25 protein-coding genes are annotated in these 22,357 nt (G+C 69.9%); 20 read left to right on the top strand and 5 right to left on the bottom strand.

Features of this window, described 5'->3' with window-relative positions; all coding sequences use genetic code 11:
• The first annotated feature begins 59 nt into the window (after positions 1-59).
• The 13 genes from ACZ6SA_RS07030 (at position 60) to rfbD (ending at position 10,872) form a co-directional block, all read left to right on the top strand.
• Positions 60-1,244 carry a cytochrome P450 gene (locus tag ACZ6SA_RS07030; RefSeq protein ID WP_465827008.1) on the top strand — a complete coding sequence of 395 codons (1,185 nt, stop codon included), beginning with the start codon at positions 60-62 and terminating at the stop codon, positions 1,242-1,244.
• A gap of 123 nt (positions 1,245-1,367) precedes the next feature.
• Entirely contained in the window at positions 1,368-2,138 is a 771-nt protein-coding gene (locus tag ACZ6SA_RS07025; protein WP_347648383.1) for a class I SAM-dependent methyltransferase, read from the top strand.
• A gap of 385 nt (positions 2,139-2,523) precedes the next feature.
• Entirely contained in the window at positions 2,524-2,943 is a 420-nt protein-coding gene (locus ACZ6SA_RS07020) for a VOC family protein (RefSeq protein WP_347648384.1), read from the top strand.
• Positions 2,944-3,020: 77 nt separating this feature from the next.
• Positions 3,021-3,392: an MmcQ/YjbR family DNA-binding protein gene (locus ACZ6SA_RS07015; protein ID WP_347648385.1), complete on the top strand. Its 372-nt coding sequence runs from the start codon at positions 3,021-3,023 to the stop codon at positions 3,390-3,392.
• A gap of 11 nt (positions 3,393-3,403) precedes the next feature.
• Positions 3,404-3,898, top strand: coding sequence for a GNAT family N-acetyltransferase (locus ACZ6SA_RS07010; RefSeq protein WP_465827006.1), 495 nt, complete (start codon positions 3,404-3,406; stop codon positions 3,896-3,898).
• A 61-nt stretch (positions 3,899-3,959) separates the two neighbouring features.
• Positions 3,960-4,337 carry a hypothetical protein gene (locus tag ACZ6SA_RS07005; RefSeq protein ID WP_465827004.1) on the top strand — a complete coding sequence of 126 codons (378 nt, stop codon included), beginning with the start codon at positions 3,960-3,962 and terminating at the stop codon, positions 4,335-4,337.
• Between the two features lie 29 nt (positions 4,338-4,366).
• A complete protein-coding gene (locus ACZ6SA_RS07000) occupies positions 4,367-5,239 on the top strand; it encodes a DMT family transporter (protein WP_347648388.1) in 873 nt (290 codons plus the stop codon).
• Positions 5,236-5,865: a GntR family transcriptional regulator gene (locus tag ACZ6SA_RS06995; protein ID WP_347648389.1), complete on the top strand. Its 630-nt coding sequence runs from the start codon at positions 5,236-5,238 to the stop codon at positions 5,863-5,865. Before ACZ6SA_RS07000 ends, ACZ6SA_RS06995 begins: the two co-directional genes overlap by 4 nt.
• A 94-nt stretch (positions 5,866-5,959) precedes the next feature.
• Positions 5,960-6,310, top strand: coding sequence for a hypothetical protein (locus ACZ6SA_RS06990; protein ID WP_347648390.1), 351 nt, complete (start codon positions 5,960-5,962; stop codon positions 6,308-6,310).
• A 248-nt stretch (positions 6,311-6,558) separates the two neighbouring features.
• On the top strand, positions 6,559-8,013 hold the full coding sequence (locus tag ACZ6SA_RS06985; RefSeq protein WP_465827002.1) for a sugar transferase: 1,455 nt from the start codon (positions 6,559-6,561) through the stop codon (positions 8,011-8,013).
• A 2-nt stretch (positions 8,014-8,015) separates the two neighbouring features.
• Positions 8,016-9,083 carry a glucose-1-phosphate thymidylyltransferase gene (locus ACZ6SA_RS06980; RefSeq protein WP_465827000.1) on the top strand — a complete coding sequence of 356 codons (1,068 nt, stop codon included), beginning with the start codon at positions 8,016-8,018 and terminating at the stop codon, positions 9,081-9,083.
• Positions 9,080-10,003: a dTDP-glucose 4,6-dehydratase gene (rfbB, locus tag ACZ6SA_RS06975; protein WP_465826999.1), complete on the top strand. Its 924-nt coding sequence runs from the start codon at positions 9,080-9,082 to the stop codon at positions 10,001-10,003. The genes ACZ6SA_RS06980 and rfbB overlap by 4 nt, the downstream gene beginning before the upstream one ends.
• Positions 10,004-10,014: 11 nt before the next feature.
• On the top strand, positions 10,015-10,872 hold the full coding sequence (rfbD, locus tag ACZ6SA_RS06970; RefSeq protein ID WP_347648394.1) for a dTDP-4-dehydrorhamnose reductase: 858 nt from the start codon (positions 10,015-10,017) through the stop codon (positions 10,870-10,872).
• Here rfbD and ACZ6SA_RS06965 read toward each other — a convergent pair.
• On the bottom strand, positions 10,854-11,432 hold the full coding sequence (locus ACZ6SA_RS06965) for a dTDP-4-dehydrorhamnose 3,5-epimerase family protein (protein WP_347648395.1): 579 nt from the start codon (positions 11,430-11,432) through the stop codon (positions 10,854-10,856). The genes rfbD and ACZ6SA_RS06965 overlap by 19 nt on opposite strands.
• A gap of 76 nt (positions 11,433-11,508) precedes the next feature.
• On the opposite strand from ACZ6SA_RS06965, the gene ACZ6SA_RS06960 reads away from it, so the two are divergent.
• Genes ACZ6SA_RS06960 through ACZ6SA_RS06930 form a run of 7 tightly spaced genes read left to right on the top strand, consistent with a single transcriptional unit; the run spans position 11,509 to position 18,386 of the window.
• Complete coding sequence (locus tag ACZ6SA_RS06960) at positions 11,509-12,408, top strand: phytanoyl-CoA dioxygenase family protein (protein WP_465826998.1); 900 nt, start codon at positions 11,509-11,511, stop codon at positions 12,406-12,408.
• Complete coding sequence (locus ACZ6SA_RS06955) at positions 12,409-13,617, top strand: methyltransferase domain-containing protein (protein ID WP_465826996.1); 1,209 nt, start codon at positions 12,409-12,411, stop codon at positions 13,615-13,617. It abuts the gene before it with no gap.
• Positions 13,614-14,390 (top strand): glycosyltransferase family protein, encoded by a 777-nt coding sequence (locus tag ACZ6SA_RS06950; protein WP_465826995.1) that lies wholly within the window; start codon positions 13,614-13,616, stop codon positions 14,388-14,390. Before ACZ6SA_RS06955 ends, ACZ6SA_RS06950 begins: the two co-directional genes overlap by 4 nt.
• The gene (locus tag ACZ6SA_RS06945) at positions 14,387-15,037 is read left to right on the top strand and encodes a PIG-L deacetylase family protein (RefSeq protein WP_347648399.1); all 651 of its coding nucleotides are present in this window, start codon (positions 14,387-14,389) and stop codon (positions 15,035-15,037) included. The genes ACZ6SA_RS06950 and ACZ6SA_RS06945 overlap by 4 nt, the downstream gene beginning before the upstream one ends.
• Positions 15,038-15,039: 2 nt before the next feature.
• Complete coding sequence (locus ACZ6SA_RS06940) at positions 15,040-16,071, top strand: NAD-dependent epimerase/dehydratase family protein (RefSeq protein ID WP_347648400.1); 1,032 nt, start codon at positions 15,040-15,042, stop codon at positions 16,069-16,071.
• Entirely contained in the window at positions 16,064-16,948 is an 885-nt protein-coding gene (locus ACZ6SA_RS06935) for a glycosyltransferase (RefSeq protein WP_347648401.1), read from the top strand. The genes ACZ6SA_RS06940 and ACZ6SA_RS06935 overlap by 8 nt, the downstream gene beginning before the upstream one ends.
• A 13-nt stretch (positions 16,949-16,961) precedes the next feature.
• A complete protein-coding gene (locus tag ACZ6SA_RS06930) occupies positions 16,962-18,386 on the top strand; it encodes an oligosaccharide flippase family protein (protein ID WP_465826993.1) in 1,425 nt (474 codons plus the stop codon).
• Here the strand turns inward: ACZ6SA_RS06930 and ACZ6SA_RS06925 are convergent.
• From ACZ6SA_RS06925 to ACZ6SA_RS06910, 4 genes are all read right to left on the bottom strand, one after another.
• Positions 18,363-19,397, bottom strand: coding sequence for a hypothetical protein (locus tag ACZ6SA_RS06925; RefSeq protein ID WP_465826992.1), 1,035 nt, complete (start codon positions 19,395-19,397; stop codon positions 18,363-18,365). The two genes, ACZ6SA_RS06930 and ACZ6SA_RS06925, sit on opposite strands and share 24 nt — an antisense overlap.
• Before the next feature lie 22 nt (positions 19,398-19,419).
• Positions 19,420-20,772 carry an O-antigen ligase family protein gene (locus ACZ6SA_RS06920; RefSeq protein WP_465826990.1) on the bottom strand — a complete coding sequence of 451 codons (1,353 nt, stop codon included), beginning with the start codon at positions 20,770-20,772 and terminating at the stop codon, positions 19,420-19,422.
• A gap of 4 nt (positions 20,773-20,776) precedes the next feature.
• Positions 20,777-21,583 (bottom strand): YveK family protein, encoded by an 807-nt coding sequence (locus ACZ6SA_RS06915; protein ID WP_347648405.1) that lies wholly within the window; start codon positions 21,581-21,583, stop codon positions 20,777-20,779.
• Positions 21,584-21,786: 203 nt separating this feature from the next.
• Positions 21,787-22,335 (bottom strand): dTDP-4-dehydrorhamnose 3,5-epimerase family protein, encoded by a 549-nt coding sequence (locus ACZ6SA_RS06910; RefSeq protein WP_347648406.1) that lies wholly within the window; start codon positions 22,333-22,335, stop codon positions 21,787-21,789.
• Positions 22,336-22,357: the final 22 nt, after the last annotated feature.

The raw sequence follows: 22,357 nt of genomic DNA, 5'->3' as shown, positions 1-22,357 counted from the left end.
AAGTAGAGACTCTCTACTAAGGAGGAGGTCGTATGGCCGCCGGGCCTGGTACACGACCCATGCAACTGCCCACCGCGCGGGAGCACCCCTTCGACCCGCCCGCCCCGCTTCGCGACCTCGCCGCCCAGGGACCGCTGCACCCGCTGAGCTTCCCCGACGGTCACATCGGCTGGGTGACGACCAGTCGCGATCTCGCCCGTGCCGTGCTGGCCGACCAGCGCTTCAGTGCCCGGCAGGACCTGCGTCACCTGCCCTTCGAACACGCACTCGGCGAGGACCCCGGCGCGCCGATGCTGCCTGGGATGTTCCTGCGCCTCGACCCGCCCGACCACACCCGCTACCGCAGGCTGCTGACCGCCCACTTCACCGTGCGCCGGCTCAACGGGCTGACCCCGCGGATCCAGCAGATCGCCGACGAGTGCCTGGACGCGATGGAGCGGGCGGGCTCCCCGGCCGACCTGGTCCAGCACTTCGCTCTGCCGATCCCCTCGCTGGTGATCTGCGAACTGCTCGGCGTGCCGTACGCCGACCGGTCGGAGTTCCAGGGCACCACGGAGACGATGGTCCGCCTGGGCACGCCCAAGGAGGAGTACATGGCCGCCATGAACCACCTCTACGGCTATTTCCGCCGGCTGGTCGCGGCCAAGCGCGCCGACCCCGGGGATGATCTGCTCAGCGCGCTCGTCACCGGCAGCGACCTGACCGACGAGGAGCTCACCGGCGTCGGGCTGGTGCTGCTCGTCGCCGGGCACGAGACGACCGCCAACATGCTCTCCCTCGGCACCTACGCCCTGCTGCGCCATCCTGACCAGCTCGCCGCCCTGCGCGCCGACCCCACGCTGATCGACGGCGCGGTCGAGGAACTGCTCCGGTACCTGTCGATCATCCAGTTCGGCGCTCAGCGCACCGCGCTGGAGGACGTCGAACTGGAGGGCGTGACCGTCAGGAAGGGGCAGACGGTGGTGATCTCCATCCCGATGGCCAACCGTGACCCCGGACAGTTCGGCGACCCCGACACCCTCGACCTGGCCAGGCAGGCCACCGGCCACGTGAGCTTCGGTCACGGGGTGCACCAGTGCCTCGGCCAGCAGCTGGCCAGGATCGAGATGCGGGTCGCGTACGCGGCGCTGTTCCGCCGATTCCCCGGCCTGCGCCTCGCCGTGCCCGAGGAGGAGCTCGCGATGAAGACCGACATGGCCATCTACGGGGTGCACCGGCTGCCGGTGGCCTTCGATCCCGCCTGAGAGCGCCCTGCCGGGCGGGTGCCGCGGCCCGGCGGAAATCCGTTCGACGCCGGGCTCGCGGGCTGCCTACTGTTGACCGCCTGAGCACATTGTCACGGACACGAGCGGGATGGGGCGTACGGCATGACGGGAGCGGCGGGGCCGGAGTTCGCTCAGGAGCGCATCTGGGACGCCGAGGCTGCTCGGCGCTATGACACGCCGGGCACCGGCATGTTCGCGCCCGAGGTGCTGGAGCCGACCGTGAGCCGCCTCGCCGAGCTCGCGGGCGGCGGGCGGGCGCTCGAGTTCGCCATCGGGACCGGCCGCGTGGCCGTGCCGCTCGCCGAGCGTGGGGTGCCGGTCACCGGCGTCGAGCTGTCGAGGCCGATGATCGAGCAGCTGCGTACGAAGGTGGACGAGGCGACGATCCCGGTGGTCGCCGGCGACATGGCGACCGCCTCGGCCCCTGGGCCGTACTCCCTCGTCTATCTCGTCTTCAACACGATCTCCAACCTGCTCTCCCAGGCCGAACAGGTCGCGTGCTTCCGCAACGCCGCCCGCCACCTCGAGCCCGGCGGCCGGTTCGTGATCGAGTTGTGGGTGCCCGAGCTGCGCAAGCTGCCACCGGGCCAGCCGGCGACGGTCTTCACCGCCGAGCCCGGCTACGTCGGCCTCGACACCTACGACGTCCTGCGGCAGCTGGTCGTGTCGCACCACTTCACCTTCGACGAGGGCAGGCAGGCCGAGCTGTTCCGCAGCCCGCACCGCTACATCTGGCCGGCCGAGCTCGACCTCATGGCCCAGCTGGCCGGGTTCGAGCTGGAGTCCAGGCACGCCGACTGGGCCGGAGCCGAGTTCACCGCGGAGTCACGTTCGCACGTGTCCGTCTACCGCCTCCCGCCCGGCCGGCCGTGAAAGGGCGGATCCTCTCGCGGTGCGGGCGCCTCTTGTGGAGGACGGTCATGCCGGGGAGGAGACCCGGACGGGTGACGCCATGACCATGGCCGGGCGGCGGGCGCGCTGATCAACTCTGCCGGACTCGTGCAGGTCCGTGACGGGCGGCCACCTGCCGTCCCGTCATGATGAATCCGAAACCCTGCGTCTATTATTGGTCCCGATGGCGATGATCTCCATCACATCCTCATTGCGGGCAGGAATGTCGCGGCCGGCTCAACCGTGCAGGTCATCACCGCTAACTTGACGTTAACCACGTGTTTCGCGGAGGCGGAAATTCGTTGGCGGGTGGTTCTGCAGGTGGACAAGGAGCGGCGGGCGGCAGATATTGGAGCAGGAGGTTTACATGGATGTGCGCCTTGACCATCTCGTCTGCTGGGTTGCCGACCAGCGCAGGTCCCTGCATTTCTACGAGCAGGTGCTCGGGCTGCCCGGGGTGCGGACGGAGGAGTTTCGCGATGGAAAGGCGGCCTTTCCCAGCGTGCGGATCTCGGCTGGGACGATCCTCGATCTCATCGCGTACGACGCCTTAAAAGGGGTCGACGAGCACACGGGGGTGAAGGGCAGTTCCGGGCATCCGATCAACCATTTTTGCCTGTCCGTGGCCAAGGAGGATTTCGACGCCCTCCAGGTCCGGTTGAAACAGCACGGAGTGGAGATCTCCGGCACCGCGACCAACATCTTCGGCGCCCAGGGCATCGCTCCCGAGGCGATTTACTTTCCTGATCCCGATGGGAACGTGCTGGAAGTCCGCTATTACGATTGATCGTTTCGGGGGCGCGGCCGGCACGTGCGTCCGCCGGGGCCCGGGAAGTGTCGGCCGCGTCTGGTACACAGTCGGGCATGGGTGTGAGCGTCGATGAGTTCCTCGAGCTGCTGAACGAGCTGCCCGAGGTCCGGATGAGCCACGGTGGCGAGTGGATCGGGCTCAAGGTGCGTGACAAGGGCTTCGGCTACCTGTGGGAGGCGACCGAGACCGTCGGGCTCAAGGCCACGATCGAGGAGCAGATCGCCCTCGTGGCCGAGCGGCCCGAGGTGTTCGAGGTGCAGTTCACGGCAGGGCGGTTCGGCTGGGTGGTGGTCCACCTCGACAAGATCGACTCTGACGAGCTGTTCGAGCTGGTGGCCGAGGCGTGGTGCCTGACCGCGCCGAAGCAGCTGGTGGACGATTTCGAAGCCACCCACCAAATCGGGCAACAGGTGCAGTCTGGGTAATCTCGGGCAGCGTGACCCATGTGAACATGCGGCTGCGGGAGTGGCGCGCCGACGACGCCCCGGCCGTGCTGTGCGCCTTCCAGTCCCCCGATCTGCGGTACCAGGCGCCGTGGCCCGTCGTCACCCTCCAGGACGCCATGGGCTGGATCGCCGCCTGGCCGGGGGCCGGTCACGCCTTCGCCGTGACGGTGGGCGAGCAGGTCGTGGGCAACGTCGCGGTCGCCGGCATCGACGCCCGCGGCAACGGCTGGGTCTCCTACTGGGTGGTGCCCGCCTACCGCGGGCGGGGCATCGCGGCGGCGGCCACCGACGAGCTGGCCCGATGGGCGTTCGGCGAGCGTGGCCTCCACCGGCTGGAGCTGGAGCACCGCACGAACAATCCGGCGTCGTGCCGGGTCGCCACCAAGGCGGGCTTCCGGCCCGAGGGGATCGAGCGGGGCAAGCTCTGCCACGAGGGAGTGCGCTACGACGTCGAGCGGCACGCCCGGCTGGCGACCGACCGCTGAGGCGTTGGGTTCCGGAGGGAGTGCCTGGTCACCGACCGGCGCGCTGATCTACCCTGTGCGGGTGGACAGCGAGAGTCTGGCGGCGGCCGGGCTGCTGGCGGCCCTGAGCCGGGCGTCGGGGATTCTCGCGGAGTTACGCCATCCCTTCGTGAGAAGCGAGCGCTTCTCCTACTTCTTCCCTCCCGCGGGCGCCAGGACCGGCGCCACCTTCATCCTGCCCGACGGCCGCGAGGTGCGGTTCGAGGTGTCCATCGCCGCCTCGGGCGGCGCCTTCCAGGTGGCGGGCACGATCACGGCGGAGGGCGAGTCCCTGCTCGACCTGCCGCGCAGGAGCCTGCCCGGCGTCTCCGACGCTCTCGCCGTGCTCGACGACTACGCGGGGGAGGTGGCGGCCCCGGCGGGACGGCTGATCGACCAGCTCCTCGACGAAGTTGTCTGATTGTCAGACAGTAAGGCACAATGGCGAGCATGAGGAAGGGACCGCTCGCCGTCGTCGGCGCGTCCGTGCTCTGGGGCACGGCGGGCACGGCCGGGCTGCTCGTCTCCGCCGACTCCGTGGCGCTGGCCGCCGCGCGGCTCGTCATCGGGGGCACGGCGCTCGCCCTCTACGCCGGAGCCGGTCTCAGAAGCGCGTTCAGGCCCGGGCTCCTGCCGGCCGCCGCCGCGGTGGCCGCCTACCAGCTCTGTTTCTTCGCCGCGGTCGGCCGCACCGGCGTGGCCATCGGGACGGTGGTCGCGATCGGCAGCGGGCCCGTCTTCACCGGGCTGCTCTCCTGGTTCCTGCACGGCCGCAGGCCGAGCGGGCGCTGGACCGTCGCGACCACGGCGGCCATCTGCGGGTCCGCCGCGCTGATCGCCGGCGGCGGGGCGCAGGCGGGTGGGGAGGTGGTGTCGGGGGTGCTGTTCGCGCTGCTGGGCGGGCTGCTGTACGCCTTCTACACCGTCATGGCGGCCCGCGAGATCGGCCGGGGGGTCAGGCCGGACGCCGTGATGGGGGTGATGTTCGGCGGGTCGGCGGTGATCATGTTGCCGATCCTGATGGCGAACGGGGTCTCCTGGCTGGGGGAGCCGCGCGGGCTGGCCGCCGTGCTCTATCTCGGGCTCGGCACCACCGCCCTGTCCTACTTCCTGTACGGCCGAGGGCTGCGCACCACCCCCGTGGCCACGGCCGCCACGCTGGCGCTGGCCGAGCCGGCCGTCGCGGCGCTGCTCGGCCTGGTCGTGCTGGGCGAGCGGCTGGCCCCGGTGTCGGTCGCCGGGCTCGTCCTGCTGGCCCTGAGCCTCGTCGCGGTGGCCGTACCGGAAAGAAGGCCGGAAAGGGCGTTAGAGTCGCAGCCGTGACGTTGCCGCTCAGACCCGTCTCCACAGTGGGCGCGCTCGCCGACGCCCTGCGCAGCAGGGTGCTCTCCGGCGAGATCGCGCCCGGCACCCCGCTGCCCGAACAGGAGATCGCCGCGTCCTACGGCGTGGCCAGGCCGACCGTGCGGGAGGCGCTGGCGACGCTGGTGCACGAGGGCCTGCTCAGGCGCGAGCGCAACCGCAGCGCCTACGTCCCGGAAGTGACGCTCTCCGATCTCGACGATCTCATGTACGTCCGGCGGCCGCTCGAGGACCTGATGGCCCAGGCGGTGGCCGGGCGGCGGGTGCCGGAGGCCGACGCGGCCCTGCACCGGATGGCCGCGCTCCCGGCCACGGCGGCGTGGTCGGAGAGCGTGGCCGAGCACATGGCGCTGCACGAGGCGCTGATCGAGGCGGTGGGAAGCCCTCGGCTCGAACGCCTCTACGGCGCCCTGGCCGCCGAGACCAGGCTCGGGCTGGTCCGGCTGCGCGAGGTCTACGAGGACAGGGAGGTGCTGGTGCGCGAGCACCGCGAGCTGCTCGACGCGATCGCCGAAGGGCCGCAGGACGCGGCGCGGGCGGCGGTGGCGGCGCATCTCAGCCACTCGTGGGGCGGCCGCCACCGCTGAGGTGCCCCGGGGCGCCGAAAGCGTGCCCGGCAAACGCCCTTCATTGCGTACGAACCCTTGCGGGACCACCCCGGAACTCGCAAGAATCGCGCCCATGCACGGCAATCCGATGCCGGACTCCTACGTGTACGTCACGGAAGAAGGCGTCACCCGTCACTATGCTGACGGTAGCGTCGAGGCTCTCGCCTGGGAGGACGTCGTCGAGGTCCGTGTCGTCACGGAAGCCGGCGCGGACGTCCTCTACATCCTGCTCGACCGCGACGGCGAGGGTTGCGTCGTGCCGCGTTCCGCCACGGACGCCGGCTTTCTCGCCCGCCTGCGCTACCTGCCGGACTTCGACCTCGACCGGCTCACCCTGGCCGCCGACTCCACGCGTGACGGGGTGGTGGTCGTGTGGCGCAGCCCGGATCCGCCGTCGGCGCTACCGGACCTGGAGTACGACTAGCGCAACCCGGCTGAACGATTCACGAATTTGTCGCCGTATTTCCTCGTTCACTGCCACTTCTGGACCGTTCCGTCAAGCCCTCATGCAGCTCAACAATCGTCCGGTTGTGGACATATGCCGTTATTCCCCATGCCTGAATCGATCTTTAATCTTTAGTGGGGGCCGCCGCCCTTGATTGTTCGAGGGACTTGTCAACCCGTGTGGTGCAAGGAACGTCAACAGCGGTGCATCGAGTATCAGGTGGTGTTATGAGGGTGGGGACTGGGGAGTCCGCTGTCGTGCTCCTCGAGGCCGTACCACGTCGTGCGTCGAGCATCTGGACGCGGGCGTACCTGCGGCTCCTGTTATCCGGCGACACGATGTGCGTGCTGCTCGCGTGCGTCTGCGTGCTGGGTGTCCGGCTCGTCGCCGGTGTGTACGTTCCGCCGGCCGAGTACCTGCTGGGATTCGGCCTCGTCGTCTCCTGGCCCGTCGCGCTCATGATGGGCGGCGCCTACCGCCAGCGCGCCAACGGCGAGGGCACCGACGAGTTCAAGGCCGTCTTCAACGGTGGCGCCGGGCTGATGGCCACGGTCGCCATCATGGCCTACGCCACGCAGACCACGATCGCGCGCAGTTTCGTCATGGCGATGTTGCCGCTCGCGCTGCTCGCCACGCTCTATTTCCGCTATCGCATGCGTAAACGTCTTCACCGGAGAAGAGCGGTGGGCGAGTACATGCGGCAGGTGGTCGCGGTCGGGCACCGGGAGTCGATTCTCGACCTCGTGATGCAGTTCAGGCGCCAGCCCTATCACGGAATGCGCGTGGTGGGGGCGTGCCTTCCCGAGGGCGGAATGGACGTCGACCTGGACGGTGTTCCGGTGCTGGGCTCGTTCGGCGACGTGGCGAGCGCGGTGGAGCGCGAGAAGGCCGACGCCGTGGCCGTCCTGGCCTGCCCGGAGTTGGACGGGGCGGCGCTGCGCAGGCTGGCCTGGAGCCTGGAGACCGCGCGTACCGACCTCTTCGTCGCGCCCGCGCTCCTCGACGTGGCCGGGCCGCGCATCAGCATCAGGCCGGTGGCCGGGATGCCGCTGCTGCACGTGGAGCATCCGGAGTTCGACGGCACGAAGCAACTCGTCAAGAGCGTGTTCGACCGGCTCGTGGCCGGGAGCGCGCTGCTGCTGCTCGCCCTGCCGCTGCTGGCGATCGCGCTGGTGATCCGGCTGACGAGCCCGGGGCCCGCGCTGTTCTTCCAGGTCAGGGTCGGCAAAGGCGGCGAAGAATTCCGCGTCGTGAAATTTCGTACGATGGTGGTGGATGCGGAGCAGCGCAAACGTGTACTCCTCGACGCGAACGAGTTCGACAGTGTGCTCTTCAAGATGAGGAACGATCCAAGGATCACCCGGGTAGGCGCCTTCCTGCGCCGGTACTCGCTCGACGAGCTGCCCCAGCTGCTCAACGTCATCCGCGGCGAGATGTCCCTCGTCGGCCCCCGCCCGCCGCTGCCGGAAGAGGTCGGCAAGTACGGGACCGACGTCCGCCGCCGCCTGGTGGTCAAACCGGGCATGACCGGGCTCTGGCAGGTCAGCGGCCGCTCCGACCTGACATGGGAGGAGTCCGTACGCCTCGACCTGCGGTATGTGGAGAATTGGTCGCTCATCCTCGACCTGCAGATTCTCTGGAAGACCTGGTCTGTCGTCACCCGTGGAGAAGGGGCTTACTAGCTGTGAAAGCACTCGTGCTCGCCGGAGGGTCGGGCACACGGCTGCGGCCCATCACGCACACCTCGGCCAAGCAACTCGTGCCGGTCGCCGGCAAACCGGTCCTGTTCTACGGCCTGGAGGCGATCGCGGCGGCGGGGATCACCGAGCTCGGCATGGTGGTCGGCGATACCCAGGCCGAGATCGAGGCGGCCGTGGGCGACGGGTCGGCGTTCGGGCTGCAGGTGACGTACCTGCGGCAGGAGGCGCCGCTCGGGCTGGCCCACGGCGTGCTGATCGCCCGCGACTTCCTCGGCGACGACGACTTCGTCATGTATCTCGGCGACAACTTCATCGTGGGCGGCATCACCGACCTGGTCGCCCGGTTCGTCCGCGAGCGGCCGGCCGCCCAGATCATGCTCACCGAGGTCGGCGATCCGCGCCAGTTCGGCGTGGCCGAGCTCGACGGCGCGGGGCGGGTCGTCGGCCTGGAGGAGAAACCCGCGCGTCCCAAGAGCGATCTGGCACTGGTCGGCGTCTACCTGTTCAGCCCGGCGGTGCACGCGGCGGTGGCGGAGCTGAAACCGTCGTGGCGGGGCGAGCTGGAGATCACCGACGCCATCCAGTGGCTCATCGAGGCAGGGCTGCGGGTGGAGTCATCGGTGATCACCGGCTACTGGAAGGACACCGGCAACGTCACCGACATGCTGGAGGTCAACCGGCTGGTCCTGGAGTCGGTGGAGCCGCGCGTGAGCGGCCACGTGGACGCGGCCAGCGACCTGGTGGGCCGGGTCGTGGTCGAGCCGGGCGCGGTGGTCGAGCGCTCGCGGGTGGTCGGCCCGGCGATCATCGCCGGCGGCGCGCGGATCCGCGACAGCTACGTCGGCCCGTTCACCTCCATCGGCGCGTCGTGCACGATCACCGGCAGCGAGATCGAGTACTCGATCGTGTTGCCCAGGGCGTCCATCGCGGGAGTGGGCCGGATCGAGTGGTCGCTGATCGGCCACGACGTCGAGGTCACCCCCGCGCCCCACACCCCCAGAGCCCACCGTCTCGTACTGGGCGATCACAGCAAGGTGCAGATCAGTTCATGAGAGTTCTGGTGACGGGTGGCGCGGGGTTCATCGGCTCCCACTTCGTGCACGGCCTCGACGCAGCGGACGTGACCGTGCTGGACAAGCTCACGTACGCGGGAAGCCGGGCCAACCTCGACGGCGTGCGGCACACGTTCGTGCACGGCGACGTCTGCGATGCCGGCCTGCTGGCCGAGGTCGTGCCCGGCCACGACGTGGTGGTGAACTTCGCCGCCGAGTCCCACGTGGACCGTTCGATCGAGGGGGCGGCCGAGTTCGTGCGCACCAACGTGCTGGGCACGCAGACGCTGCTGCAGGCGTGCCTGGAGGCGGGGGTGGCCAAGGTGGTGCAGGTGTCGACCGACGAGGTGTACGGCACGATCGAGTCGGGCTCCTGGACCGAGGACGCGCCGCTGGCGCCGCGCTCGCCGTACGCGGCCTCCAAGGCGGGCGCCGACCTGATCGCCCGCTCCTACGCGATCACCCACGGGATGGACGTCTCGATCACCCGGTGCGGCAACAACTACGGGCCCCGCCAGTATCCCGAGAAGATCATCCCGCTGTTCGTCACGCGGCTGCTGCGCGGCGCGACCGTCCCGTTGTACGGCGACGGCGGCAACGTGCGCGACTGGATCCACGTCCAGGACCACTGCGCGGGCATCCGCCTGGTGATGGACAAGGGCGAGCCCGGCGAGGTCTACCACGTCGCGGGCACGGCCGAGCTGACCAACCTGGAGCTGACCGGCCGCCTGCTGGAGGCCTGCGGCCGGGACTGGGACCTGGTCGAGCACGTCGAGGACCGCAAGGGCCACGACCGCCGGTACTCGCTCGACGACGCGAAGTTGCGCGCCCTGGGCTACCGGCCGGAGATCCCGTTCGAGCAAGGGCTGAAGGACACCGTGCGCTGGTATGCCGAGCACCGGGGCTGGTGGGCGGCTTGACAGGAGGCGTCATGAGATGGCTCATCACGGGCGCGGGCGGCATGCTGGCCACCGACGTGCTCGACCGTACGGCGCTGACCGGCGACCCGGTGGTGGCGCTCGCCCGCAGCGAGCTGGACCTGCGTGACCGGCGCGCGGTGCGCGACTTCGTGTGCGCCTACCGCCCCCGAGCGGTGATCAACTGCGCGGGGTGGACCGCCGTGGACGCGGCCGAGTCGCGCGAGGCGGAGGCGCTGGCGATCAACGGGCACGCGGTGCGCTGGCTGGCCGAGGCGTGCGACCAGGCCGGGTCGCGGCTGGTGCACGTGTCGACCGACTACGTCTTCGACGGCGCGAGCGCGGCGCCGTACCGCGAGGACGCGGCCACCGGGCCCGTGAACGCCTACGGGCGCACCAAGCTGGCGGGGGAGCGCGCGGCGCTGGAGCACGGCCATTACGTCGTGCGGACCGCCTGGTTGTACGGCGCGGCAGGTACCGACTTCGTCCGGACCATGATCAGGCTGGCCGGTGAGCGGCCGTTCGTGGACGTGGTCGACGACCAGCGCGGGCAGCCGACGTGGGCGGCCGACCTGGCCGACTTCCTCGTACGGCTGGCGCAGTCGGACCTGCCGCCGGGCGTCTACCACGGCGCATGCTCGGGCGAGACGACGTGGTACGGCCTGGCCAAGGAGGTCTTCACGCTCCTCGGCGCGGACCCCGGGAGGGTGCGGCCGGTGACCAGCGCCGACTGCCCGCGCCCCGCCCGGCGTCCGGCCAGCAGCGTGCTGGCCTGCACCAGAGCTGAGCCGCTGCGCCACTGGCGGGCGGCGCTGCACGCGGCCTGGCCGGTCATCGCCGCGAATGCGGGGCCTCAATGCAACGTGGCGTAGAACTCCTGGCACGCGCGATAGTCCGGCAGCAGCCCGGCCGCGAGCGCCTCGTCGAGCGAGGGAGCCGCGGCGTCCTTCTCCGACAGCACGGGCTCCACCTCGGGCGGCCAGCCGATCGCGAGCGCCGGGTCGAGCGGGTGGACGCCGTGCTCCCGGCCCGGCGCGTACGGCTGCGAGCACAGGTAGACCACCGTGGCCTGCTCGCTGAGCGCCATGAACGCGTGCCCGAGCCCTTCGGCGACGAGCATGCCCCGCCGCGTGCGGTCGTCGAGCGTCCGCGCCTCCCAGCGGCCGAACGTGGGCGAGCCCGCCCGCAGGTCGGCGACCACGTCGAGGACGCTGCCCGACACGCACATCACGTACTTCGCCTGGCCGGGCGGCACGTCGGCGAAGTGCACGCCCCGCAGCACCCCGCGGCCGGACACCGAGCAGTTGACCTGGGCGAGGTCGAACGGCCGCGGCAGGTCGGCCGCGCGGAACGCCTCGAGGAAAGAGCCACGGGGGTCGGTGTGGACGCGCGGCGTGTACACCCACGCGCCGTCGATCGAGAGGCGCTCCATGAGCGCAGCATGACAGAGCACTCCACCGCAAGGTAACTCTTCATCCCCTATGCCAGCCGATCAGGAGGAATACCCCATGATGACTGCGGTCTTCTCCAACAGCGATGCGAGCGACGAGAGGCGGCGCGAGCTCCTCTACCAGGGCGAGGTGTTCGTGTACGCGGCCTCGCCGGCCACGACGGAGCTGATCGGCTTCGCCAGGGAGCTGATCTCGGAGGCCTTCGGCGGGCTGGACCCGGAGACGGCGCAGCACGAGATGCCGGTCGAGGCCTTCGCCGAGGTGCTGGCCGGGCTCAAGCCCCGCTTCATCCACCACCCCCGGTGCAAGGAACTGCTGCCCGCCGTCATCGAGGAGCGCGGCTGCGACCTCGGGCGGACCTATTTCGACGTGCCCAGGATGCGCACCTCCACCTCCAACGACTATCTGGTCTCCGGCATCTCCTACGCCTTCCACCCGCACCGGGACTGCTGGTATTCGGCGCCGTTCAGCCAGGTCAACTGGTGGATCCCGATCTACGGCGTGGTGCCCGAGAACGTCATGGCCTTCCACCCGCGCTACTTCGACCAGCCGGTGCGCAACAGCAGCAGGGTGTACGACTACGCCGAGTGGAACCGCACCAGCAGGCAGTCCGCGGCTGGGCACATCCGTAGTGACACCCGCGTCCAGCCGCGGCCCGAGCAGCCGATCGATCTGGAGCCGCAGGTGCGCGTGGTGCCGGAGGCCGGCGGGACGCTCATGTTCTCCGGAGCCCAACTGCACTCCACCGTGCCGAACACCTCGGGCAGGACCAGGTTCAGCATCGACTTCCGCACCGTGCATCTCGACGACGTTCGCGCCCGGCGCGGCGCGCCGAACGTGGACGCCCGGTGCACGGGCACGACGCTGCGGGACTTCGTCCGCTGTAACGATCTGGCCCCCATGCCCGAAGATCTCGCGCTGGAGTACGAGAGCGCGGCCCTTGCCGGAGCGAGCTGAATGAACACCTGCCGACTGTGTGGCTCACATGAGCTTGCCGGGGTCGTGGACCTCGGCGCGACTCCGCCGTGCGAGCTGTTCCTGACCGCGGAGCAGCTCGACGAGCCCGAGCCCACCTACCCGCTGCACCTGCGGGTCTGCACCCGCTGCAGGCTGGCCCAGCTGCCGCCGCTGATCACGCCGGAAGAGACGTTCACCGAGTACGCCTACTTCTCCTCGTTCTCGACCTCCTGGGTGGAGCACGCGCGCCGGTTCGTGGACCAGGCGGGACCGCGGCCGGGCGACTTCGTGGTGGAGGTGGCCAGCAACGACGGCTACCTGCTCCAGCACGTGGTGGAGCGAGGGGTGCGCTGCCTGGGCATCGAGCCGTCCGCCAATGTCGGGAAGGCGGCGGACGCCAAGGGGGTGCCGACGCTCACCGCATTCCTCACGCCGGAGGTCGGGCGGCGGGTGCGTGCCGAGCACGGGCCGGCCGATCTGGTGGTGGCCAACAACGTGTACGCGCACATCCCCGACATCGTCGGCTTCACGAAGGGCCTGCGGGCGCTCGTGGCGGATGACGGCCGGGTCTCCGTCGAGGTGCAGCACCTGCTGACGCTGATGGAGCTCAACCAGTTCGACACGATCTACCACGAGCACTTCCAGTACTACACGGTCGCCTCGGCGCAGCGGGCGCTGGCGAGCGGCGGTCTGCATCTCGTCGACGTCGAGCTGCTGCCGACACACGGCGGGTCGATCAGGTTGTGGGCGCGGCCGGCGGAAGGGCCCGTGTCGCCGCGGGTGGTCGACGTGCTGGCCAGGGAGAAGGCTGCCGGGCTGCACGAGTCGTCCGGGTACGAGGACTTCGCGGCGCGGGTGGCCAAGGTGCGGCGCGACCTGCTGAGGTTTCTCATCGACGCGGCCGACGCGGGCAGGACCGTCGTCGGATACGGCGCTCCCGGCAAGGGCAACACCCTGCTCAACCACTGCGGGATCCGGCCCGACCTGCTCGCGTACACCGTGGACCGCAATCCGTACAAACACGGCCGGTTCACGCCCGGGTCGCGGATCCCGATCCGCGCGCCCGAGCGGATCGCCGAGGACCGGCCCGACTACGTGCTGGTGCTGCCGTGGAACCTGCGGGATGAGCTGGTGGAGCAGCTCGCGTACGTCCGTGAGTGGGGAGGCGCTCTGGTCTTCCCGATTCCGAGTCTGGAGGTCGTCGCATGAAAGTCGTGCTCTTCTGCGGCGGGCGCGGCACCCGGATGCGCAGCGGCGCGCCCGGCGGGGACATGCCCAAGCCGATGCAACTCGTCGGCCCCCGCCCGCTGGTCTGGCATGTCATGCGCTATTACGCGCACTTCGGGCACAAGGAGTTCGTCCTGTGCCTCGGCTACGGGGCCCAGCACATCAAGGAGTTCTTCCTGACGTACCAGGAGACAGCGTCGAACGACTTCATCATGCGCAACGGGCACGTCGAGCTGCTGTCCACCGACATCTCGGACTGGCAGGTGTCGCTGATCGACACCGGGCTCGACGCGCCGATCGGCGAGCGCTTACGCAGGGTGCGACCGTACCTCGGCACGGACGAGATGTTCCTGGCCAACTACGCGGACGTCCTCACCGACGCCCCGCTGCCCGACATCATCGACCGCTTCGCCGCCTCGAACGCGGGCGCGTCGATGATGGTGGTGCCGCCGACCAACACCTTCCACGTCGTCGACGTCAGCGAGGGCGGGCTCGTCGGCGGCATCACGCCTGTCAGCACGATGCCGCTCTGGGTCAACGGCGGCTTCTTCGTGCTCCGCCAGGAGATCTTCGAGCACATCCCGGAGAACGGCGACCTGGTGGCCGACGGCTGCGCCGAACTGGCCAAGAGGGGCCGCCTGCTGGCCTACCCCCATCGCGGTTACTGGCGGCCGAGCGACACCGTCAACCAGCGCCTGGAGCTGGACCGTTCCTGGGCGAGAGGCGAGCGGCCCTGGGCGCTGTGGGAAGCATGATCGGTCTGCGCCCCGCGCAGCTGGACGCGGTCGTCGCGCTCGGCGCGCACTGCGACGACATCGCCATCGGCGCCGGTGCGACCCTGCGGACGATCTGCCGCAACCGCCCGGGGCTGCGGGTGGACGCGCTGGTGTTGTCCGGCGGCGGCACCGAGCGGGAGGCGGAGGAATGGGCGGCGCTGGCGGCCTTCTGCCCTGGCGCCGACCTCAGCCTCACCGTGCTCAAGGTGCCCGACGGGCGGCTGCCGGCGCACTGGGACGAGGCCAAGAACGCCCTGGAGGGCCTGCGCGCCAGGACCCGGCCCGGCCTGATCCTCGCCCCCTGGACCGGCGACGCCCACCAGGACCATCAAGGGCTGGCCCGGCTCGTTCCGACAGTGTGGCGGGATCACCTGGCGCTGGGCTACGAGATCGTCAAGTGGGACGGCGACCTCGGGCGCCCCTCGGTCTACCAGCCGCTCGACGACGACATGGCCGAGACCAAGGTGAGGTTGCTTCAGGAGCACTACCACTCGCAACGGCACCGCCCCTGGTACGACAGGGAGGCCTTCCTCGGGCTCGCGCGCATCCGCGGCGTCGAGTGCAACGCCAGGTACGCCGAGGCGTTCCACGTGACCAAACTGACCATCGATCTGGCTGGAGACTGACTGTGCGGATCCTACTGACCGGGCACCAGGGTTACCTGGGCAGCGTGATGGCTCCCGTGCTGTCCGCCGCGGGGCACGACGTCGTCGGCCTCGACTCCGGGCTGTTCGCCGACCGCGTGCTCGGGCCGGCGCCTCATGATCCGCCCGGCTACGCGGTCGACCTGCGGGACGTGAGTGCCGAGATGCTCGACGGCGTCGACGCGGTGGCACACCTCGCCGCGCTGTCGAACGACCCGCTCGGTTCGCTGGCCCCCGAGCTGACCTACGACATCAACCACCACGCCTCCGTGCGGCTGGCCCGGCTGGCCAGGGATGCCGGCGTGCGCAGGTTCGTCTACGCGTCCACCTGCTCGGTCTACGGCGCTTCCGGTGGCGACGACCTGGTGAACGAGGACGCGCCGCTGCGGCCCGTGACGCCGTACGCGGAGTCGAAGGTCAGGGTGGAGGACGACCTGGCCAAGCTGGCGGACGACGACTTCTCGCCGGTGTTCATGCGCAACGCGACGGCGTTCGGGTTCTCGCCCAGGCTGCGGGCCGACATCGTGCTCAACAACCTCGTCGGCCACGCGCTGCTGGCCGGGGTGGTGAAGGTGCTCTCGGACGGTACCCCGTGGCGGCCTCTGGTGCACGCGCTCGACATCGCCGCAGCCTTCGCCGCCGTGCTCGCCGCGCCGCGCGAAGCGGTCCACGCCACGGCCTTCAACGTCGGCACCGAGCGCAACAACCTGCGGGTTTCGCAGATCGCCGAGCACGTGGCCGCCGCGGTGCCCGGCGCACGGCTGCTGGTCACCGGCGAGACCGGCGGCGACCCCCGCTCCTACCGGGTGGACTTCTCCAGGATCAGGGCCGTGCTGCCGGGCTTCGACTGCGCCTGGAGCGTCGAGGCGGGCGCGGCCGAGCTGGCCGCGGCCTACGCCACGCATGGCCTGACCACGCCGGCCTTCGAACGGAGCTTCGCCCGGCTGGCCCGCATCGCGGCCCGCCAGGCCGAAGGCAGCGTCGGCGCCGACCTGAGGCCGGTGGGGCATGTCTGAGCCGCTGATCGGCATCGGCCTGCCGGTCTACAACGGCGAGCCGTACCTCACCAGATCCCTCGACAGCCTCATGGCGCAGAGCGAGACCGACTTCGAGCTGGTCATCGGCGACAACTGCTCCACCGACGGCACCGAGGAGATCTGCCGCGAGCTGGCGCGCAAGGACCCGCGGGTGAAGTACGTCCGCCGCGAGCGCAACATCGGCGTGCTGGGCAACCACAACCGCCTGATCAAGGAGACGCGGGGCGAGTTCTTCTCCTTCGCCTCCTCCGACGACGAATACCACCCCGACCGGCTGGCCAAGCTGGTCGCCGCGCTGCGCGCGGAACCCGGCGCGGTGCTTGCCTTCTCCGCGGCCGAGGAGATCGACGAGGACGGCGACGTGCTGCGCGTCTGGCGTAACTCCATCAGAACCGACCATCCGTCGCCGGTCGTACGCATGCGCGCCAAGCTCGCGGACCCGGAGGAGAACCTCCAGCTCTACGGCCTGATCCGGCGCTCGGCAATGGAGCGGGTGCGTCCGCAGGCGCCCTTCAAGGGCAGCGACCGGGTGACGATCGTCGAGCTGGCCCTCCTGGGGTCGTTCGTGGCGGTGGACGAGCCGCTGCTGCGCCACCGTCAGCACACCCAGCGCATGAGTGAGGTCGTCGACGCGCGCGCCTACCGCATGCGGGAGCAGGGCACCGAGCGCCGCTTCTACCTGCCCAACGTCGAGGAGGGCGTCTTTCTGCTGCGCGGTGTCAACCAGGCGCCGCTGACGCGGGGGGAGCGGGTGCGCGGCTACGCCTCGCTGTGGCCGTGGGTGTGGCGCAACACCATCCCCATGGCACGTAACGTCGCCCACGCCGGACTGGATGTCCTACGGAGGCGGCACTGAAAGACGGGACGCGATGGCGGCAACGGCGGAGCTGGGCGGCAAGTTCAAACGGGGCCTCGCGTTCAGCCTGATCAACACGGTCCTGTCCCGGCTGGTCACCTTCACTCTGGGCATCGTGCTGGCGCGCATCCTGACGCCGGAGGAGTTCGGCATCTACGCCACGGCGCTGCTGGTCCAGCTCTTCCTGATGGTGATCAACGATCTCGGTGTGGGCAACGCGCTGATCCGCCGGGAGGGCGAGGTCAAGCCGATGATCCCGACCGCCTGGACGATGTCCGTGGGCGGCGGGTTGATCTGCACGATCCTGGCCTACTTCGGCTCCGGCACCCTGGCCTGGGCGCTGGGCAGCCCGAACGCCACCGGCGTGCTCCAGCTCATGTCGCTGAACATCCTGATCAACGGCTTCGCCTCGGTGCCCGCCTCGGTGCTGGCCAGGGAGTTCCGCCAGGGCAAACGGCTGAAGGCGGACGCGGCCGGGCTGGTGGTCAACGTCACGCTCACCTTCACCCTGGCCATGACCGGGTTCGGGCCTTGGTCGCTGGCGATCGGGCACGTCACCGCGGGGGCGTTCGTGAACGTGCTGCTGATGGCGTTGTCCGGCTGCTGGCCGGTCTTCGGCTTCGACCGCCGCCACAGCGGCGAGGTGGCGCGCGTCGGGCTGGCCATGGCCGGGTCCTCGGTCCTGCTCATCGCGCTGCAGGGCACCGCCCAGGCGGTCACCGGCCGCTTCCTCGGCGAGGCCGCCATCGGCCTGTTCTTCATCGCCAACAACGTGGCCAACTGGCCGATCCAGATCATCTCCAAGACCCTGGAACGGGTGGCGCTGCCCACCTTCGCCCGTGCTCGCGAGGGTGACGGCGACTTCGGCACCACCGCGGGCACGGTGATCGGCGTGGCGGCCGGGGCCGTGCTCATCTGCGGCACCGGCCTCGCCGTACTGGCCAAGCCGATCGTGCAGGTCGTCTACGGCCACCAGTGGCTGGCCGCGGCCACCATGCTGGCCGGGCTGGCGCTGGCCAACGTCGCCAGGATCGTCGCCGAGCTGGTCTTCCACCTGCTCATCGCGGCCAACTCCATGCTGATCTCGGTGCTGCCGCAGCTCGCCTGGCTGCTGGTGCTGGTGCCCGCCTCGGCGATCGGCGCGCACGTGTGGGGCTTCGAGGGCATCGGGTGGGCGCAGGCGGCCGTGGGCTTCGGCTGGGCCGTTCCCGTGCACCTGTGGTGCGCCCGCAAGGCCGGGGCGCGGCTCGGCGCGCTGCTGCGCACGCTGGTGCTGCCCGTGTCGATCTCGGCGGTGCTGGCGCTGCTGCTGTTGGGGCTGGTGACCGTCGCGCCCAACGAGCTGGTGGCGATGCTGGGCGGTGGCGTGCTGATCGCCGGTGCGCTGTTGCTGGTCTACCGGCAGGTCAAGAGGCTAACCGCCATCGACGCACGGTAGCTCGGGGCCCAGCCAGGTGACCCGGTAGGCCGCGTCGATCCGTACGAGCCGGTTGTCGGCCCAGGCGGAGATGGCCGAGCACGAGCTGTCCACGGGGCTGTAGAGCCAGGCGTCCAGGACGACCCGGTTGCCGGTGACGATGTACTTCCACCTGTCGCCGCCCTTGTGCACGCGGATGGTGGAGCTGCCGCCGATGAGCAGGTTGTCCACGACGGTGGCCTCGGGCGAGCCGTCGGAGATGAAGATCGGCGCGGTGACCCCGGAGGCGGGCACCTGGCGCTGGTCGAAGGTGTTGTGGCGGATGACGATGCCGCGGCCGCCCCGGTAGGCCTGGAAGCCGTCGGAGTGCCACTCCTCCTCACCGCACAGCAGCGCGTAGGAGTCCTGGATCAGCACGTTGTCGCCGCCTGTTCCGAACGCGTCGCCGTGGCCGACGACCTTCACCCGGGTGGCGGTGAACTCCGACTCGCTGACACCGGTCCCCGCCTCGCAGGAGTCGGGCCGGCCCACCGTCGAGTCGGTGATGGCGAACGAGCCCTTCCCGCGGGGACCGTTACGGCTGTTGTCGACCCAGCCCTCGATCCAGCTGTCGCGGATCACGACGTCCTCGCCCTCGACGAGCAGGTTGCCGGTGATGTGCAGGCCGTCGATCACCTGGCCGTCCTTGTCGGCGACGAAGTCGCCCTCGGCCTTCTTGAGCTCCTTGCCCGGCGGCACGCCGGTGCACTCGGGAGTCGGATATTCCGGCGGCGGGGGACAGGCCCGCCCCCCGGAGGGCGTGGCCGGGCTGCTGGCAGGCGTGGAGGAAGGGCTGCCGGCGGGGGAAGGGCTGGTGCGCGGCGGGGCGCTGTGCTCGCCGGCGGCGGGCGGCGAGCCTCCGTCGGAGGAACGGCCGGTGCCGTTCACGGCGAGCACGCCCGCGCTCACCACGGCCACGCCCGCGCTCAGCACGGCCACGCCGACGGCCAGGCGTAAGGCCACGCCCGAGCGCCGCTTGCTGGGTGAGGGCATGGGTGATCCGTCCTTCGAGAGGTCAGGTTTCGATTCTCGCCGACGATCCGGCGGCACGCGCGGAGCCGACCGGTTCGCGCTGGTGCCGGAGCAGGGCGCCGCACGCGCCCACCGTGAGGAAGACCAGGCCCGTGATCAACGCGTACGCGAGCATGTCGAAGGTGATCGCCGCGACCGTGGGCACCGACAGGCAGGCGACCAGCGTCATCGCCAGGTCGCGCAGCTCGGGGTCTCCGGTGAGGGAGCGCACCCGCAGGGCCGCGTAGATGCCCGACAGGAAGACCGCCACCAGCGCGAACAGCCCGACGATCCCGTTGTCCAGCAAGGTCATCATGTACTGGTTGTCCAGCCAGCCGTACTTCAGCGGCAGGTTGGTGCCCACGCCGTGGCCCAGCCACGGGTAGCGCTCGATGCGCAGGGAGGTCGGCGCGTAGTCGACCAGACGGCCCTTGATGCTGTTGTCCTGGCTGAAGTTGGAGAACAGCGCGATCAGGGTGCCGACCAGGCCGGGCACCAGGATGCGCATGATGACCAGGAAGACGCCCGCGGCGATGGCCATCCTGACCCGCACCCGCCATGACCAGGAGTAGAACAGCACCAGCCCGGCGACCGCCGCGCCCAGGATGGCCGAGCGGGACAGCGAGAACATGATGCCGCCGCTGATCATGGCGAAGCAGCACCACCACAGCCACTGCCTGGGCTCCTTGCGGCGGTTGGCACGGAAGGCGAAGTAGAGGGCGAGCGGCGCGGTGAAGGCGCACATCACGCCGTACTCGATGGGGTGGCCCGCGGTCCCGGACGGCCGGCGGAAGATGGATCGCTCCAGGATGGTCTCTTCGGTGGAGACCGAGCGCAGCCCCGGCAGGGTCAGGAAGTCGGTGAGGTCGACCCCGAGCCGCGACTGCAGGATGCCGACGAACGACATGAACGTCGCGCCCAGCACCATGCACTTGAGAACGAGTTCCACGCCCTTGCGGGTGCGCAGCCCGTCCACTGCCGCCAGGCCGGCGGCGATGACCGAGAAGAGCGTGATGAGCGTGCGGTCGGTGGCCTTGAGCTCGTCGGCCGGCAGACCGGAGTAGGTGGCCGCGCCGTAGGTCAGCAGTTGCGTGATGGCGTAGCAGAACAGGACGGTACGCACGACGTTGCGCCCCTTGGCCACGCCGAGGGTGTCCACCTGCTGGGCGCAGAACCACAGGACGCCGATGCCGAGACCGAAGAGCATCGTCGGTGCCAGGTCGAGCGGGATGCCCTGTAGCACCAGCTTGGCCGGCAGGGCGCACAGCACCAGCACGTACGTGCACAGCAGCACCGTCGCGTCCTTGAGCGGGCGCCCGGAGTCCGCCGTGACCGGTGGAAGGACCGTCGTAGTCACGGCGTCAGTCGGTCACGCGAGGGATGTCCGTCAGGGTGTCATCGTCGGCCGGGCCGGTGAGCTCCTTCGACGGGATGGCGGGGACGGCGCCGTTGTACTGCTTGACCTGCTCGGCCTGCTCATCCGGCTGCGGCTCGGGCTCGGGTGGTGCTTCCTGCTCGGGCACGGCTCGCGCCTCCTGGCGGCGGCGTCGCTGGTTGAGGTAGCTCTCGGTGCCGTAGACGGCCAGCAGACTGGCCGCCAGTCCGACGCCGAGGGCGGCGCCGGCGGCGCGCAGCTTGAGATTGTTCTGACCGATCGGCGTCGTGGGCTCGATGATCGGCGTCATCACGATGTAGGTGGCGGGGATCGAGGGCGCCAGCCTGCGCTGGTGCTTGAGCAGGTCGAGCCTGGTGCGGACAATGGCGTCGGTCACCATCCGCCTGGCACGCTCCGGCGAGGTGCTGGTGGCCTTCACGGCGATGAAGGGCCCTTCCAGTTCGCCGCTGGTGACCGAGAGGCTGTCGTCGGAGTCCGGGTCGACGAGAGTGTCGGCGACCTCGGGCGTGTTCATCGCCTGGATCAGGAAGGTCGACGTGATCCTGAGGCCCTCGTCGAACGCCAGCAGTGGGTTGGCGTAGGCGTTCTCCGCAGGATTGCTGGCCACCTGCGAACCGCCCGTCGGGACGGTGAGGATCAATAAGCCCTCGGAGTCGTAGTACGTCGGGTAGGTGATGAAGATCGCTCCCGTGACGCCGAGGGCGGCCAGGAACATGGGCACGGTGACGTACCACCGCCGCACCATGACCTGCAGGGTCTTCCAGAGATCCACGACATTAACCCCTCAGCGACATGTCCCGGCGCACGGTGATTCTCGCCCAGTCCAGATCGAGATACAAGTCCGCGAAAACACCCACAGCCTGCCGTGAATTTCCAGCTTCTGCGATGTCCGAAATCGGACAGTTTATTCGTGTAACGAGCTCTGGAACGTGCCCGATATTGGTGCGGATAAGTGCGTCTTTGGGGGAGCGATTGTCATACGCCCAGCTGCTCGCGCAGCTCAGCCCAGCTTCCTGCCCGGGTGTCGCGAGGGCTGAGCGTGGTGACGGGGAGTGGCCAGGTGATCGCCAGTTCGGGATCGTCGAACCTGACCGACAGGTCCTCGGCGGGATCGTGTTCGCGGTTGATTCGGTAACACGTGTCGGCCTCTTCCGTCAGCACCTGGAAACCATGCATAAAGCCCGGCGGCACGTAAAGGCAGGCGAAACTGACATCGTCCAGCAGGTACGCGGCCGAGCGCCCGAAAGTCGGCGAACCCGGCCGGGCGTCCACGATCACGTCATGCACCGCGCCGCGCGCGCACCGTACCAGCTTGGCCTCGCCCGGCCCGCTCCTGCCGTGCAGCCCGCGCACCGTCCCGAGCTTGGAACGCGACTGGCTGTCCTGCACGAAGGAGTGCGGCTCCAGGCCCGCCCCTGCGGCCACGGTCGCGTCGAAGGTGCGGGTGAAGAAGCCTCGCTCGTCACGGTGGGGGGTGGGCACGAACAGCAGCACGCCGTCCAGTTCGCCACGTCTGATCTCCATGAGCGCATGATGTCCAAAGGAG

It is taken from the genome of Nonomuraea sp. NPDC049378 (assembly GCF_055586745.1).
Note: the sequence above shows the minus strand (reverse complement) of the source record. Positions and strands in the feature narration are given on the sequence as shown.

Bases quoted from the DNA above. Each gene is read 5' to 3' on its own strand.
- ACZ6SA_RS06965 (WP_347648395.1), bottom strand. From the start codon at position 11,432: ATGGAGCGCCTCTCGATCGACGGCGCGTGGGTGTACACGCCGCGCGTC.
- ACZ6SA_RS07015 (WP_347648385.1), top strand. From the start codon at position 3,021: ATGGGTGTGAGCGTCGATGAGTTCCTCGAGCTGCTGAACGAGCTGCCC.
- ACZ6SA_RS06925 (WP_465826992.1), bottom strand. From the start codon at position 19,397: ATGCCCTCACCCAGCAAGCGGCGCTCGGGCGTGGCCTTACGCCTGGCC.
- ACZ6SA_RS07020 (WP_347648384.1), top strand. From the start codon at position 2,524: ATGGATGTGCGCCTTGACCATCTCGTCTGCTGGGTTGCCGACCAGCGC.
- ACZ6SA_RS07000 (WP_347648388.1), top strand. From the start codon at position 4,367: ATGAGGAAGGGACCGCTCGCCGTCGTCGGCGCGTCCGTGCTCTGGGGC.
- ACZ6SA_RS06955 (WP_465826996.1), top strand. From the start codon at position 12,409: ATGAACACCTGCCGACTGTGTGGCTCACATGAGCTTGCCGGGGTCGTG.
- ACZ6SA_RS06990 (WP_347648390.1), top strand. From the start codon at position 5,960: ATGCACGGCAATCCGATGCCGGACTCCTACGTGTACGTCACGGAAGAA.
- ACZ6SA_RS06935 (WP_347648401.1), top strand. From the start codon at position 16,064: ATGTCTGAGCCGCTGATCGGCATCGGCCTGCCGGTCTACAACGGCGAG.
- rfbB (WP_465826999.1), top strand. From the start codon at position 9,080: ATGAGAGTTCTGGTGACGGGTGGCGCGGGGTTCATCGGCTCCCACTTC.
- ACZ6SA_RS07025 (WP_347648383.1), top strand. From the start codon at position 1,368: ATGACGGGAGCGGCGGGGCCGGAGTTCGCTCAGGAGCGCATCTGGGAC.
- ACZ6SA_RS06985 (WP_465827002.1), top strand. From the start codon at position 6,559: ATGAGGGTGGGGACTGGGGAGTCCGCTGTCGTGCTCCTCGAGGCCGTA.
- ACZ6SA_RS06910 (WP_347648406.1), bottom strand. From the start codon at position 22,335: ATGGAGATCAGACGTGGCGAACTGGACGGCGTGCTGCTGTTCGTGCCC.
- ACZ6SA_RS06945 (WP_347648399.1), top strand. From the start codon at position 14,387: ATGATCGGTCTGCGCCCCGCGCAGCTGGACGCGGTCGTCGCGCTCGGC.
- ACZ6SA_RS06960 (WP_465826998.1), top strand. From the start codon at position 11,509: ATGATGACTGCGGTCTTCTCCAACAGCGATGCGAGCGACGAGAGGCGG.
- ACZ6SA_RS07030 (WP_465827008.1), top strand. From the start codon at position 60: ATGCAACTGCCCACCGCGCGGGAGCACCCCTTCGACCCGCCCGCCCCG.
- rfbD (WP_347648394.1), top strand. From the start codon at position 10,015: ATGAGATGGCTCATCACGGGCGCGGGCGGCATGCTGGCCACCGACGTG.
- ACZ6SA_RS06950 (WP_465826995.1), top strand. From the start codon at position 13,614: ATGAAAGTCGTGCTCTTCTGCGGCGGGCGCGGCACCCGGATGCGCAGC.
- ACZ6SA_RS06930 (WP_465826993.1), top strand. From the start codon at position 16,962: ATGGCGGCAACGGCGGAGCTGGGCGGCAAGTTCAAACGGGGCCTCGCG.